The organism is Streptomyces cathayae (assembly GCF_029760955.1).
GTDB lineage: Bacteria > Actinomycetota > Actinomycetes > Streptomycetales > Streptomycetaceae > Streptomyces > Streptomyces cathayae.
In genome coordinates, this window is sequence record NZ_CP121682.1 from 7,018,771 (window position 1) to 7,033,126 (window position 14,356).

The following is a 14,356-nucleotide window of genomic DNA, read 5'->3' on the forward strand; positions in this document are numbered from 1 at the left end:
GACGACGACGCGTCCTGTCCCGGTGCGGGGTCGGTTCCGCACCGGTGCGTGACGTCGTCGCACACGTACGACCGGGCCCTCGCGCACGCGCGACCGCGGGAACGGACGACGCCCCGGTCGGTTCCGCCCTCTCCTCTTGCCTTGGAGGGTGCGGAACCGACCGGGGCGTCCTGCACGCGGACCGGTTCAGGGACCGGCTGCGTCCTCGGCGTCCGCCAGCCGGGCGGTGCCGTCCAGGGCCACCCGCACCGGGACGCCGGCCAGCTCCCGTCCGGTCATCTCGGCCAGGTCGTCCGCCTCCTGGCACACCGCCAGGGTCCGTCCGCCCTGCGGGGTGCGCACGCTCAGGAACGCCCGCTCGGGGCGGCCCTCCCGGTCGTGGAGCACCGTCCACGCCTCCAGCGCACCGGTGCCCTCCCACTGCACCAGCGCCCGGGTGCGCGGCTCGCGGTCCACCTCCGCCTGCACGTTCTGCGCCCGGAAACCGGCCTGCGGCGGCCGCGTCCCGTACACGCCCATCGCGTGCTTGGTCAGGTAGCCGCCGTTCGCGGTCACCAGTCCCACCGCCCCCGGCGCGTCCCGCAGCCGGGCGGCCATGGCGGCGATGGAGTGGCTGACGTAGTTGTTCCAGGGGCCGCCCGCGAAGGTCAGCCCCCCGGTCACGGTCAGCGGACGGGAGGCGTCGTCCAGCGCCAGCCCCAGTTCCCGGGCCGCGATCTGCACCGCGGAGGGGAAACACGAGTAGACGTCGACCAGATCCACGGAACCGGCGTCCGTGCCCGCCAGTTCCAGCGCCCGTCGCCCGGAGATCCGGATCGCCGGGGAGCGGTGCAGCTCCCCGCGCGCGCCCAGTTCGAGGGTGTCGTTCGCCTCCGCGCCGGACTGCGGGAAGATCCAGCGGTCGGACGGCACCCCGTGACGGCGGGCGGCCTCCACGGAGCACAGCAGCAGCGCCGCCCCCTGCTCCACCATGTTGTTGGAGTTCATCAGCTTCGGATAGGGCCAGGCGATCCAACGGTTGTCCGGCGAGGGCGTCAGGATCTCCTCCGCCGTGTGCGCCCGCCGGATCCAGGCGTGCGGGTTGTCCGCGGCCACCCGGCTGAAGTCCGCCCACAGCCGTGCGCCGACCCGCAGTTGCTCCTCGACGGTGCGGCCCGCGTCGATCCGGTGCGCCTGCTCGAACAGCGGGTACACCCAGGACGGCGGCTCCAGCCCGATCCGCTTCTCGCCCTGGCCCAGCAGCGGACCGGAGCCGCCCAGCAGCGGTGCGGCCGGCACCGTCTCGTCCTGCACGGTCCAGGCGGGGCGCTCGCCCCGGGCCCGCAGCCGCATCCGGGTCCGCCACGTCTCCGCCCCGCCGATCAGCACGACGTCGGCGCGTCCGGCGGCGATGTCCGACGCGGCACCGTTCAGCAGCGCCTGCGGGTTGTTGCCGCCGTCGGCGGTGTACGCGGTGTCCCGGGGGGAGGCACCGACCCGCTCCGCGAGCAGGGCGCCGGGGTCGCGGTAGCGCCAGGACAGCATGCGTACCAGGCGGACGGCGTCCAGCGACTTCAGCAGCGAGGTGCCGCCCGAGTCGCGCTCGGCCTCGCGGGCCGCCGCGGCCAGCAGGCCGACCGGTTCGAGGGCGTCGTCCCGCTGGTTGAGCTGCCCGGTGCCGACCAGGACGGGGGTACGGGGGTCGAGGTTCATCCGCGCACCGCCTCCAGGATGCGCCCGCGCGCCTCTGACCGGGGCCAGCCGGCAAGGATCATCGTGGTGACACAGGTGGGACGCCACGCGCGGGCGATCTCCTCGCAGATCTTGTCGACCGGTCCCACCAGTGCCACGTCCTCCACCATCGCCGTCGGTACGGCCTCCACCGCTGCCTCCTTGCGTCCCGCCAGATACAGGCCCTGAATCTCCGCGCACACCTCGCCCCAGCCCATCCGGGCGAAGACCTCGGTGTGGAAGTTGGCGTCCTTGGCGCCCATCCCGCCCGCGTACAGCGCGATCATCGGTTTGATCCTCCTCGCCGCGACCTCGACGTCGTCGTGCTCGACGATCGGGCAGACCGCGGCGACCTCGAAGTCCTCCGGTCCGCGCCGGGCACCGGGGCGGGTGAACCCCTCGTGCAACGCGTCCCGGTAGAACGCGTCGCTCCGGGGCGAGAACCACAGCGGGATCCAGCCGTCGGCGATCTCCGCCGCCAGCGCCACGTTCTTGGGACCCTCCGCTCCCAGCAGCACCGGGATGTCGGGCCGCAGCGGGTGGACCGTGGACCGCAGCGGCTTACCCAGCCCGGTGCCGCCCGGATGCGGCAGCCGGTAGTGGCGGCCCTCGTAGGTCACGGGCTCACGGCGCTCCCAGACGCTGCGCAGGATCTCCACGTACTCCCGGGTGCGCTCCAACGGCCGCGGGTAGGGCTGCCCGTACCAGCCCTCGACGACCTGGGGTCCGGAGGCGCCCAGGCCGAGCATCACCCGGCCCCCGCTGAGGTGGTCCAGGGTCAGTGCCGCCATCGCCGTCGCGGTCGGGGTGCGGGCCGAGATCTGGGCCACCGAGGTGCCCAGCCGGATCCGCGAGGTCCGCGCCCCCCACCAGGCCAGGGGGGTGAAGGCGTCGGAGCCGTAGGCCTCGGCGGTCCAGAAGCTGTCCACGCCCAGCGCCTCGGCCTCGTGCAGGCGCTGCTCGACCTTCGCCGGTGGGCCGGAGCCCCAGTAGCCGGCCTGGAATCCGACCTTCATGCGCGTGCCTCCGCGGTGTGTGGGAGCGACCGGGGGCGGCCGGCGCGCTCCGTGTCGGGTGCGTCCACGAGGGCCTCAGCGGTTGCGGTAGACGGGCGGGCGCTTCTCCAGGAACGCCTCGACCGCCTCCTGGTGGTCCTTGGTCATCGTGCTCAGGATCTGGGTGCGGTTCTCCAGCTGGACGGCCGAACGGAAGCTCGGGTTCTCCAGGTTGGCCCACAGCACGCTCTTGGTCATCCACACCCCGAACGGGCTGTTCTCGGCGATCGCCGACGCCCGGTCCAGCGCCGCCTCCAGCAGTTCCCCGTCCGGGACCACGGTCGACACCAGGCCGATGCGCTCGGCCTCGGCGGCGTCCAGGGTGCCGCCGGTGAGCAGCAGTTCGGAGGCGCGCGAGAAACCGATCAGACGCGGCAGCAGCCAGCTGACCCCGATGTCGCCGCCGCCCAGGCCGCGCTTGATGAACGAGGCGTGGAAGGCGGCCGAGGAGGCCATCACCCGGATGTCGCAGAACAGCGACAGGGCCATGCCGCCTCCGGCCGCGGCCCCGTTGACGGCGGCGATGATCGGCGCGCGCACCCGGCGGAAGGCCTCGCCCAGGTCGACGATGTGCTCCTGCACCCGCAGACCGGCCTGCGGGCGTCCCTCGTCCGGCACCGCGCCGGGCGCGTCGCCGTAGCCGCGGAAGTCGAAGCCGGCGCAGAACGCCCGGCCCGCCCCGGTGAGCACCACGGCCCGCACCCGCGAGTCGTCCCGGACGCGGTCGAGGACCTCGTGCAACCCCTGGATGAGCTCGGAGGTCATGGCGTTGAGTTTGTCCGGCCGGTTCAGCCGCACGAGCAGGATGCCCGGACGGGGCTCCTCCGTCTCGATCACTGTGCTGGTCATCGGTGCTCCTTGTCCCGTCACGATGAGATCGGCCCGGCCCGGCCGAGGCTGCCGCGGTGGTCGGCACGGCGGCGGGAAGGGCCGTCGAATTAACCTAATAGCATAAGATTCAACAGGCAAGGGTTGCGCTGGTGTCGCGGTTCAGTGCATGCGCTTGTCGTGGATAACCAGAAGGCTTTAGGTTGGTGTGGGGGAGTGGGCCGCCGAGGACCACCGGACCCGCCGACGACCACCCCGGACCGGACCGGCGCCGCCCCGTGGGCGCGGGCCCGCCGGTTCGGACCCGCACCGCGCCCGGCCCGGCCGCGGGGGCCCGACGGCCCCCGCGCGACCGCCCGACATCGAGGACCCGCCCCACCGCACGACGGAGGAAGGCCGACACCCGTGAAACTCTCCGAGGCACCCACCGCCGGACCGATCACCCCGGACCCCGACGGCCCCGACCGCCCCTACTGGGACGGACTGCGCCGGGGCGAACTGCGCATCCCCCGCTGCCGGGACTGCGGCCGCCACGTCTGGGCCCCGCAACGCATCTGCCCCGGCTGCCGAGGCGCCGCGTTCGACTGGCCGGTCGTCGCCCCGACCGCCACCGTCTTCTCCTGGACCCGCACCTGGCACCCCTTCCTGCCCGAACTCGCCGACCACGTCCCCTACACCGTGGTCCTGGCCCGACTCGACGAGGTCCCCTCGGTACGCCTGCTGGGCATGCTCGTCGACGACGAGAGCACCCTGCGGATCGGAGCCGCCCTGCACGGCGTGATCCAGCCCGCGGGCCCGCTCACCCATGACACCCCCGTCCTGCGCTGGAGGCTCTCGGCATGACGTTCCCACTGCGCGGCGCGACGGCCGTGGTCGGCATCGGGGAGACCCCGTACCACAAGCGCGGCAAGGCGCCGCTGGACGAGGACGGCCTGCGGTTGCAGGCCATCGTCGAGGCCTGCGAGGACGCGGGCGTGGACCCGGCCGACGTCGACGGCTTCTCCACCTACGGCCACGACGCCGACGCCACCGCGCTCGCCCCCGCACTCGGCACCCGCCGCCTGCGCTGGGCCTCCCAGGTGGCCGGCGGCGGAGGCGGCGGCCTGGGCGCCGCGCTCCTCCAGGGCGCCGCCGCCCTGGCCATGGGACAGGCCCGGTACGTGATCGTCTACCGCGCCCTGGCCCAGCAGCAGAGCGGACGACTGTCCGCCGCCGTCTCCAGCTACTTCTTCGACGAGCACTACCGCGCGCACGGACTGGTCTCGCCCGCCCAGGTCTGCGCCCTGCGCACCCAGCGCATGATCGAGCACGACGGCGTCCCGGCCGAGGCGCTGCGGGCGTTCGCCCAGGCCTGCTACGTCCACGCCGGGCGCAACCCGCTGGCCGCCGGACGGGACGTACGGCTGACCGACGAGACCTACCTGTCCTCGCGCATGATCTCCGAGCCGCTGCGGCTGTTCGACTCCTCCCGGGAGAACGACGGCGCCGGGGCCGTGCTGCTCACCACCGCCGAACGCGCCCGGGACCTGCGGCAGACCCCCGCCTACGTCCTGTCCGGGGCCCAGGGCGCGGGGGAGGACTGGGGCGAGCTGCACGAGAACGACCGTGACTACTCCTCGGCCGGCCTCGCCCCGCTGGCCGACGAGCTCTGGGCGGACGCGGGCATCCGCCCCGAACAGGTCGACGTCGCCCAGATCTACGAGAACTTCACCGGCCCCGCCGTCGCCGTCATGCTCGACCTGGGACTGGTGACCAGGGAGAACATCGGGGAGCTGCTCACCGTCGAGAGCCTCACCGCCCCCGGCGGCCGCCTCCCGGTCAACACCGCCGGCGGCAACATCGCGGGCGGGTTCGTGCACGGCATCGGTCTGGCCGCCGAGGCCGTCCGGCAACTGCGCGGCACCTCCTCCAACCAGGTCCCCGGGGCCCGCGTCTCGCTGCTCACCGGCGGCCCCGCGGCCCCCCTGGTCAGCGCCGTGGTGCTGGGCGGCGAGGACACCCTCTGATTCGTGGGGGCGGAGGTCACCGGGCGCGCCCGGTGACGTTCACGCGGGGTGATCCGGTCGGACGGGGTCGCGGGACCACTCCAGCCGGTCCGTCGTGGTGCCGCCCGTGCGGGTGGGACGCGGTTCGGTGTGCAGCACGAGCCGCGGACCTTCCCACGAGATCCGCCGGGTCAGGACGTCACCGACGTGTTCGACGTACAGCGACATCTCCACGTGGTGCAGGACCAGGTCGCCGCGGAGCGTGTACCGGCCCGCGTAGCCGACGAAGCCCAGGGCGGCCGCGCCCCGCTGCTCGTCGGTGGCCCGGGTGAAGGAGAGGCCGTCGGGCCAGGGGCGGTCGCGACGCATCAGCAGCGCGCTCATCCGCCCGTCGGGCCGGTACTCCAGCCGTCCCAGCGGCCCCGGCCCCAGCGGGTGCCCGATGACCTGTCCGTCGACCAGCCGGGTGTGGTCGACCAGGTTCCAGCCGCCGAGCAGCGAGGCGGCGAGGCCCTGGGCGGTGTGCTCGTCGGGGGCGTCCTCCTCGGGAGCCGGTGCCGAGGGGGAGGGGACGCGGCTGTCGGGCGGCGTCCGCCCGTCGGGGGTGTGTGCGGCAGGGGGGCATGACGGTCCGATCGTTCGGCGGCGGACGGCCGCTCCCGGCGGTCGGCGGGTGGCCGACCGCCGGGAGGGCGGAGCTGGGTCGCGCGCGGGACGTGGGTCAGGCGGCGGGGGCGACCTCCTGCGGTTCGGTGGACGGGGCGGTGCGGTCGTGCATGCCGGTCCGCGGCACCAGCACGATCAGCAGCGCGGCCAGCAGCGCCGCCGCGGCGAAGAAGTAGAACACCCACGAGGTACCGAGCGAGGAACCCATGATCAGACCCACCAGGATCGGCCCGAAGACGGCTCCCAGCCGGCCCAGGCCCAGCGAGGCACCCAGAGCGGTGCCGCGCGCCGCGGCCGGGTAGTAGACGCCCACGAACCCGGCGACCGCGGCCTGCGAGGAGGCGCAGAACCCGACCACCAGCACCATGGCGAAGACGACGGCCTGCGGGGGATGCATCGTCAGGGAGGTCACCGCCAGGGCTCCGCACAGGAAGCCGCCCGCGATCACCGGGCGCGATCCCCAGCGGTCGGCGAGGCCGGCCAGGACCAGCATGCCGATCGTGCTGCCCAGGTAGAAGGCGACCAGGAAGGTCAGCGCGGAGCCCAGGTCGTAGCCGGAGGCGCGCAGCAGCTGCGGGATCCAGGTGTTCATGCCGTAGCCCAGCAGCAGACCGCAGAAGCCGATCACCGGGAACAGCAGCGTCGCGACCCGGAACCCGGGGGCGAACATCAGCTTCAGCGAGGAGGACCAGTTCGGCTTCTCCGTCACGGTACCGACCGCCGGCTCCGGAGGCAGCTCGACCCCGTAGCGCTCGGCGAGGGCGCGCGCCTCCTCGTGGCGTCCCCGGCTGCTGAGGAAGGCGAGTGATTCGGGGATCTGCCGGTAGACGATCGCGAACAGTGCCAGTCCGATGGCACCGCCGAGGACGAACAGGGAGACCCAGCCGAAGTTCGGCAGCATGAAGATGGCCAGGAAGGCGACCAGACATCCACCGATGGGGAAGCCGGTCTGGACGACGCCGTTGTAGAACTGCCGCCTCTCCACCGGCACGTACTCCATGGTCAGGGCGATGACCGAGGGCAGGGCACCGCCGAAGCCCAGGCCCGCGAGCAGGCGGAACAGTCCGAAGACCTCCACGCTGGGGGCCACCGCGCACAGCAGGGTGAACACGCTGAAGCTCGCCACGCAGGCGAGCACGGTCGGGCGCCGTCCGATGAGGTCGGCCACGTAACCGGACAGCATGGCACCCACCATCATCCCGATCAGGGAGAGGCTGCCGATGACACCGGCCGAGGCGAGGGTGATGCCCCACTGCTTGTCCTGGAGCAGCGTCGGCAGCACCGCGCCGTACATGCCGCTGTCCAGTCCGTCGATGAGCGTGATCGACAGACAGGCGAAGACCACCGACCGGGCACCCGCCGAGATTCTCGGACGCACTGCCGAGCTGGGTCGAGTCAAGGGAAACTCCTTGTCGTGGAGCAGACGTCCGCCGATCCGGGGGTCTGCGGACGGTTCTGGGTGGTGGAGCTCCCCTTCCGCGGGCACCCTCCCGACGGGAGGAGGCGGCGCGGACCCGGTGCCCCGGTGTCCCTCGGAGGCCGCCCCGAGGAAGGGGCGGCCGGGACACGACGGACCGCGTGCGGAGCGCGGCGGGCCGTAGGTGTGTCAGGACGGGCCGACGGGCCTCGGCGACGGCACTCGGGGTGGCATCGACGGCGGCCGGTCGGGAGGATGGGGGTGCCGGACGGCTGCGGGCCGAACGGCGGGGGAGAGGAGAGCGTGGCGGAACTCAACGAGGCCGACGGCGCCTCCGGGAGAGGCGGCGGCCGGGAATACTCGGGTGAGACGTGGCCATTTAACTTATGCCCGTAGTTTAAGGTCAAGGGTCGGGCGGGGGGATTTTTCCGCCTCGCGCGATGCGCCCTCCCGGCGGCCGCGGTCGTGTCACGCTCCCGGTGCCCGCGGGGGGCCTCGTCGGGGTGGCGGCGGGAAGCGGGGGAGGGGCCCCGAATCGCATGATGGTGCAGGTCGGGGCGTTCCGCTGTGGAGTGCGCGGTGGACCTCGCGGTGCGCGGACGGGGGCTGGCGGGTCGTCACGGTCAGGCCGGTCCGCCTCCGGGGTCGCGTTGCCGCGGACGGGGTGTCGAACGTACACCCGTAAGGAAGCGCAGGGAATCTACGGAAAGAAGGTTAGTGGTCGTCCGCTCGAAGGCAACGACGAGCGCCGGCCCGGCCGACTCCGGTGCGAGAACCGGAGCGGGGCCGAGCCGGCGTACGGCGACGACGGTGGGGCGCGGGCGCTCAGTGCCCGGACATGCCCCCGTCCACGGCGAGGGTCGTGCCGGTGATGTAGCTGGAGGCCGGGGCCGCCAGGAACACCACGGCCGCGTCGAGCTCCCGCTGGGTGCCGGTGCGGGCCAGCGGGCTGGTCGCGCGCAGGAACTCGTCCAGCGTCTCCGAGGGCATCTCGGCGATCATCTCGGTGGCCACGAACCCGGGTGCGACGGCGTTGACCCGGATGCCGCGGCGCCCGGCCCACTGCTGGGACAGGTCCCTGGTCAGCCCGATGAGGCCGGCCTTGCTCGCGGCGTAGGCGGCCTGCGGCAGCACCGACTTGATCAGGCCCAGCACGCTGGCCACGTTCACGATGCTGGAGCCCGGCCCCATGACCCGCGCACACGACTGGGCCATCCAGTACGCGCCCATCAGGTTGACGTCCAGTACCTGACGGAAGTCCTCGGGCCGCTCGCGCAGCGCGGGCACCGCGGAGGAGACACCGGCGTTGTTGATCAGGATGTCGAGTTTCCCGAAGCGCGCGACGGCCGCCGCCACCGCCTCCTCGCACTGCTCCGGGTCGGTCACGTCGGTGGCGACGACCAGGCACTCGCCGCCGAGCGCCTCGATGCGCTCGGCCGTCTCGCGCAGGCGGTCCGCGCGGCGGGCCGTCAGGACCACCTGTGCGCCGGCCTCGGCCAGGGCGAGGGCGAAGCCCGCGCCCAGCCCCGAACTGGCGCCGGTGACCAGCGCGGTCCTGCCGTCCAGCCGGAACAGGTCCAGCACGCCGTTCTCGGGAAGGGGGCGCTGTGTCGTCGTGCTGCCCATGTGCCGTCCTTGTCTGTCCGGGCCGGTCCGGGCCGGTCGGGGGCGGGTGCGGCGGGTGTGCGGCATCCGCCCCCGACCGGCCGGTGCGGCCCGTGAGCCGGGGTGGGGGAGAAGGGGTGCCGGGAGGTCTCCGGCACGGGGGAGGCGCGGGCGTCAGCTCGCGTCGTCGGCCGCGAGCAGCCGCTGGGTCTCCCGGTGGAAGACCTGGTTGGCGACCTCGTTGCGACCGAACACCATGGGGCCGGCGTCCTGGCTCGCCAGCGCCCGCTGGGAGCCGCGCAGCAGCGGGAAGTCCTCCGCGTGCAGCACGTCCAGCAGGATCTGCCAGTTCCGCTGCCAGCGCTTGTTCCAGGTCTCCTCGTCGTAGGGGGTCTCCTCCAGACGCGGCACGATGACCCGCATCTCCATCCGGCAGCGCCCCGGGTCGACCGGGTCGGGACGGAAGGTCAGCAGCTCGAAGTGGTTGTCGGGCAGGCGCAGCAGGGTGCTGTTGGGCAGCAGCAGGTGCGACTCGGTCACGTGCTTGGCGAGGCTCTGGTCGCCCGGGTCCTCGTCGATCCAGCGGTCGATCGTCTTGCGGGGCGCCAGCCAGCGGCAGTGCCGCCCGTAGTCCTCGAAGGCGTAGACGTTGGTGTGGACGATCTTGCCCGCGGTGTTCGGGTGCGCGTACTGGATGTGGTAGCCGTCCAGGAAGGCGTCCTGCATCAGCTTCCAGTTACACGGCTCGTCGAAGCCCTCGGCACGGAAGGAGACCAGGTTGTCCAGCTTGTACCCGGCCAGGACCTCGTCCATCTCCGGGCCGAGCCAGGCGGCGACGTCGATCTCGGCGCCGACCGAGTCGATCACCCAGATGAAGCCGTGTCGCTCCTCGGCGGGCAGTTCGAGCAGCCCGAACTGGCTGCGGTCGAGGTCGCCGAAGGTGTTGTCGCGGGTGATGGTGCGCAGGGTGCCGTCGGTGTCGTAGGACCAGCGGTGGTAGCCGCAGGAGAACAGGCGGCACTTGCCCGACGCCGCCTCCTCCAGCAGGGCGCCCCGGTGCCGGCACTGGTTGACGAAGGCCTTGATGCCGCCGTCCGGCTGACGCACCACGATGGCGTTGTTGCGCGGGAGCTGCAGGGTGATGAAGTCGTTGGGCTCGGGGATCTCCGAGCTGTGCGCGACGATCGACGGGACCCGCGCGAAGATCAGCTCGCGCTCACGGGCCGCGAGGTCGGCGTCGGTGAACTCCGTCGGGCTGAAGGAGACCGTTCCCTCGAACTGGTCGGTCGTGTCGTTCCGCAGGTGCTCGAGCAGGCGACGAATTCGCTCTTCGCGCTGTGCATCAAATTCCGTCACGTCGTCCTCCTGTACTGTCCGCGTTCCTTGCGCCGCTGCGGTGGCTCGGGACCTCAGAGGCGGATGCGGTCTCGCGACGCGGGATGCGAGACACGCGACGTCGGTTCCCCTTCTGCGTCGACCCCGCCGAGGAGGCACGGGAACGGCGACGAGTGGGGCGTGGGGCGTCTTGTGGGCGAGGTGGGCCCCGGTCCGCGGGCGGTCCGGTGGCGCATGCTCGCCGCCGGACGCACCCGTCTGCGAAAAAGCTCACTTAATCTTATGGCTGTAGGTTTCTGGGGTCAAGTACACGGCGAGGGGCTCTCGGTCGTCGGCCGGGTCGCGGCGCCCTCCCCCGGCCCTGGGCGACGGGTCCGCGAGGTCCGGCCCGGCCGGTGGGCGAAGGGGTGTGCAGGGTGGTCCCGGCGGCGGGTCGATCTGCGCCTGCCCGTGTCGGGGGGAGGCTGCCGGACGCGCCCGGGAGTCCGCGGAAGACGAGAGGCGGGGCCCCTTCCTCCTCGGGGAGCCCCGCCTCGCGTCCGCCGGTGCCGGTGCACCCGTCAGGCGACCGTGGCAGGTGCGTCGACCGGCACGCTGAAGCACACGTCGGTCTGGTCGTGGTGGAAGCCGACGCTGCGGCAGGCCCGCACCAGCGGCTCGTCCAGCGGGTCCACCGACATCTCCACCTCCCGCGCGCCCGCCTCGGCCAGCCGCTTCAGCGCCGCCGCGAGCAGCGCCCGTGACACCGTGTGCGCCTCGCCCCGGGTCGGCGGCGCCAGCAGGTGCACCGATCCCGGACCGTCCGGCGCCTCCCCGGCCAGGGGGTGCGGGGAGTACGCCACGAAGCCCAGCACCTCCCCCGACGCCTCGACCGCCACCAGCACCTCCGGGCCGACCCGGCCGGCGCCGCGGCCGTCCTTCTCGGCGGCGGCGAGCGCGGCCACCACCGCCGTGTCCGACTCCGGGTGCAGCGGGCGCAGGTCCACCCCGGCGGGCGGTTCCGGCTCCGGCACGCTGCCCGGCCGGTGCATCGGCCGGATGATCCGCCACGACGCGTCCTCGGGCACCGCGCCGAACCGGCGCGCCATCCGCTCCGCCGCGGGGTGCGAGCCGTGCGCCCAGGCGCGCAGCGACCGGACGCCCTCGCCGGCCCACCGGGCCGCCCCGCCGCGGGCCAGCCCCAGCTCCTCGAACAGCAGGGTCGCGATCCCCAGGGACCGGTACTCGGGGCCCACCACGAACTCGGTGGTGGCGGTGCCGTCGCCCTGCGAGGTGATCCGCAGGAAGGCCACGATCGCCTCCTCCCCGTCCGGCGAGCCGACGGCGCCCACCTCGTCGCTCATCCGGGCGACGAGTTCGGTGACCCGCCCGGGGCGCGCCCCGTCCGTGCCCGCGGCCGGGACCGGCTGCACGGCCGAGAAACCCTGCTCGGCGTCGAAGTCCGCCGCGTCGCGCAACAGACTGACGACCTCCGGGTCGGTGCCGAAGGAGGTGCCCCACTCGTACGTGATCACAGAACGTCCTCGGATGTCGGGTCGTCGCCCCGTGGCGCCGCCCGCGGTGGACGGTGCCGGGTGCCGGAGTTCGGGCGGCCGCGGATGCGGTGCGCGGGCGGCGGGTCCGAAAGGGGCGCTCCCACGCCGGTGCGCGGCGACGACGGTCTCAGCAGCTCATTACCTCCAAGCTATAGGCCGGATGTGGTGCTCACAAGCCCGGGTGTCTCGATGAATCCCTTGTGACGGCAGGCGAGTGTGGTGATCCGACGCCCGGGGAAGAGTGATCTGAAACCTATGGAAAGTCGGTTAATGGGAGGGTGTCCGCCGAGGGGATCGGGCGGTGATCTGTGAGGTGCGGGGGGTGGTGTGCGGCGCCCTGCCGGGTTCGCGCCCGGCGCCCTCTCGGCGCGTCGCCCGGGAGTGGGGTGCGGTGCCGGATCCGTCGGGGCGCCCGCGACGCCGGGTCCCATCCGCCGCCGGGGTGCGGGATACTGCGGCCATGGCCCGACCACTCCAACCTCTGCTCAGCCGCGAAGCGATCGTCGCGGCTACCTTGAAGATCATCGACGTGGAAGGGATCGAGGCGTTCAGCATGCCTCGACTGGCGAAGGTGATGGGAGTCCGAGCGCCCTCGCTGTATCACCACTTCAAGAACAAGACCGAACTCATGACCGAGGTGGCCCGGGCGATCATGGTGGACACGCCCTTCCCGCGCCGTCCCGCCGACGAGAACTGGCCTGACCTCTTCGTCGCCCTCGCCCTGAACTTCCGGCGCTCGATCCTGCGCCACCGCAACGCGGCTCCCATCCTGCTCGAGTACCTGCCGCGCGACGTCCTGATCGCCATGTACGAGAAGGTGGCCCGCTTCCTGGAGAAGGCGGGCGTACCGCAACACCTGCACGTGCTCATCCTGGACGGCATGGAGAAGCTGAGTCTGGGCGCCAGCCTCAGCGAGGCCATGAAGACCCCGGAGAGTCAGGCGCAGATCTTCCCGCACGTCGACGCCGAGGAGGAGCCCACCCTCACCTCGGCCCTCGCCGCCAACGAATGGAGCGCCGAGCAGATCTTCGAACAGACGATCCGGAGCTTCCTGGCCGGCGTCATGCAGCTGGACGCGGCCCCGCGGGCGGAGGCGCCCGCTGGGCATTGAGCCCCCTCCGGGCCCGAGCCCCCGCGCCGGGGAGCGAGGCCCCGCAGGGCGGTGCTCTCCGGCCGGGTGGTGAATCCCCGCCGTACCGCCGCGCCCCCTTCCGTTCGGGAGAGGGGTGCGGCGGCGTTCCGGCCCGGTCGCCACCTGTCGCGTCGCCCCGAACCCCCTGCGTACCGCCTGTCCGCCGAGGTGCGTGGCGGGGTCGGTGGGCGCACTCTCGCGGGTGCTTCCCTCCCGAACCCTTGCCGCCCGTTATCTAAGGGCTTTAGGCTGAGGGTGAGTTCACGCCAGGAGCGTCGACTCTGGTTCCGCAGGGGGCGCGACGGCCCCCACGGTCACCGATGGGGAGGCACGTCCAGATGTCCACGCAGTCCCAGGAGTCGCAAGAGTCCCAGGAGTTCCACGAGCTCTACCGGCGGCATGTCCAGTACGTCCTCGACGGGAACGTCGAAGCGTCCTTGGCCGACATGGTGCAGGAGAACATCCCCCAGGTCTTCCGCGGAGTGACCGTCCCCCGCGGGAAGGTCGACTCGCTCCGCGTCGTCGACATCCGGCGCGAGGGCGCCACCTGGGTGGGGGAGACGGTGTACGACACCTCCGACGGTCGGATCGGCCTGCGGTCCGTGTGGGAGTCGCGCGACGGCTCCTGGAAGGCCGCCGCCCTCGAGAACTTCCCCCCGGAGGCCGGGGACTGACCCCGGCGGGCGCCTTCGACGCGGACCGGCGGGCGTCGAAGGGCCGGTGCGGGAGGAGTAAGTCCGCCCGATCGGGAGGACATCCCGCAAAAGCCTTGTCCGCGGTACCTGAAGCCCTTAGATTAAGCGACCACGGTCACACGAAGGATTCCCGCCACCTCGGGGATCGCGGGCCCGGTACGCCGAGCAGCCGGTGACGACCCCGTCCGCCCGTGCTCCGAACCACCGGTGCACGCCGTACCGGGCGGCCCGGCCGGGCACGAGACCGGCCGACGGCCCGCCCGGACCGTCCGCCGGCAGCCGGTGGACAGCAGGCCCCTCGACAAGGCACCCCCCGACCACACGACGTGTGACTCCCTTCATCAGAATTCTTCCGACATGTGCTCGGGTGTATCCGCTGCCGCTCCGCCAAAG

Annotated in this window: 12 protein-coding genes; 4 read left to right on the forward strand and 8 right to left on the reverse strand. The window is 72.8% G+C overall.

The features are described from left to right. Window positions 1-186 precede the first annotated feature (186 nt). From PYS65_RS32190 to PYS65_RS32200, 3 genes are all read right to left on the reverse strand, one after another. Window positions 187-1,692, reverse strand: coding sequence for an acetyl-CoA acetyltransferase (locus PYS65_RS32190; protein ID WP_279337469.1), 1,506 nt, complete (start codon window positions 1,690-1,692; stop codon window positions 187-189). Beyond that, on the reverse strand, window positions 1,689-2,726 hold the full coding sequence (locus PYS65_RS32195; protein ID WP_279337471.1) for an LLM class F420-dependent oxidoreductase: 1,038 nt from the start codon (window positions 2,724-2,726) through the stop codon (window positions 1,689-1,691). Before PYS65_RS32195 ends, PYS65_RS32190 begins: the two co-directional genes overlap by 4 nt. A gap of 75 nt (window positions 2,727-2,801) precedes the next feature. Further along, window positions 2,802-3,614: an enoyl-CoA hydratase/isomerase family protein gene (locus PYS65_RS32200; RefSeq protein ID WP_279337473.1), complete on the reverse strand. Its 813-nt coding sequence runs from the start codon at window positions 3,612-3,614 to the stop codon at window positions 2,802-2,804. 384 nt (window positions 3,615-3,998) lie between these two features. Here PYS65_RS32200 and PYS65_RS32205 point away from each other — a divergent pair, with 384 nt between their 5' ends. Continuing rightward, entirely contained in the window at window positions 3,999-4,436 is a 438-nt protein-coding gene (locus PYS65_RS32205; protein ID WP_016828296.1) for a Zn-ribbon domain-containing OB-fold protein, read from the forward strand. After that, window positions 4,433-5,599, forward strand: a complete 1,167-nt coding sequence (locus PYS65_RS32210) for a thiolase C-terminal domain-containing protein (protein WP_279337474.1) — start codon at window positions 4,433-4,435, stop codon at window positions 5,597-5,599. The genes PYS65_RS32205 and PYS65_RS32210 overlap by 4 nt, the downstream gene beginning before the upstream one ends. Before the next feature lie 39 nt (window positions 5,600-5,638). Here the strand turns inward: PYS65_RS32210 and PYS65_RS32215 are convergent, their stop codons facing one another. The 5 genes from PYS65_RS32215 to PYS65_RS32235 all read right to left on the reverse strand — a co-directional run bounded on the left by PYS65_RS32215 (window position 5,639) and on the right by PYS65_RS32235 (window position 12,115). After that, entirely contained in the window at window positions 5,639-6,214 is a 576-nt protein-coding gene (locus PYS65_RS32215) for a lipocalin-like domain-containing protein (protein WP_341483719.1), read from the reverse strand. An 85-nt stretch (window positions 6,215-6,299) separates the two neighbouring features. Beyond that, window positions 6,300-7,643: an MFS transporter gene (locus PYS65_RS32220; RefSeq protein ID WP_279337475.1), complete on the reverse strand. Its 1,344-nt coding sequence runs from the start codon at window positions 7,641-7,643 to the stop codon at window positions 6,300-6,302. Between the two features lie 843 nt (window positions 7,644-8,486). After that, window positions 8,487-9,287 carry an SDR family NAD(P)-dependent oxidoreductase gene (locus tag PYS65_RS32225; protein ID WP_016828300.1) on the reverse strand — a complete coding sequence of 267 codons (801 nt, stop codon included), beginning with the start codon at window positions 9,285-9,287 and terminating at the stop codon, window positions 8,487-8,489. A gap of 153 nt (window positions 9,288-9,440) precedes the next feature. Beyond that, window positions 9,441-10,622, reverse strand: a complete 1,182-nt coding sequence (locus tag PYS65_RS32230; protein WP_279337477.1) for an aromatic ring-hydroxylating oxygenase subunit alpha — start codon at window positions 10,620-10,622, stop codon at window positions 9,441-9,443. A gap of 539 nt (window positions 10,623-11,161) precedes the next feature. Further along, on the reverse strand, window positions 11,162-12,115 hold the full coding sequence (locus PYS65_RS32235) for a GNAT family N-acetyltransferase (protein WP_279337478.1): 954 nt from the start codon (window positions 12,113-12,115) through the stop codon (window positions 11,162-11,164). 481 nt (window positions 12,116-12,596) lie between these two features. Between PYS65_RS32235 and PYS65_RS32240 the strand changes: the two genes are divergently transcribed. Both PYS65_RS32240 and PYS65_RS32245 read left to right on the forward strand, forming a co-directional pair. Beyond that, on the forward strand, window positions 12,597-13,247 hold the full coding sequence (locus PYS65_RS32240) for a TetR family transcriptional regulator (RefSeq protein ID WP_279337479.1): 651 nt from the start codon (window positions 12,597-12,599) through the stop codon (window positions 13,245-13,247). 359 nt (window positions 13,248-13,606) lie between these two features. Beyond that, window positions 13,607-13,942, forward strand: a complete 336-nt coding sequence (locus PYS65_RS32245; RefSeq protein WP_279337480.1) for a hypothetical protein — start codon at window positions 13,607-13,609, stop codon at window positions 13,940-13,942. Window positions 13,943-14,356: the final 414 nt, after the last annotated feature.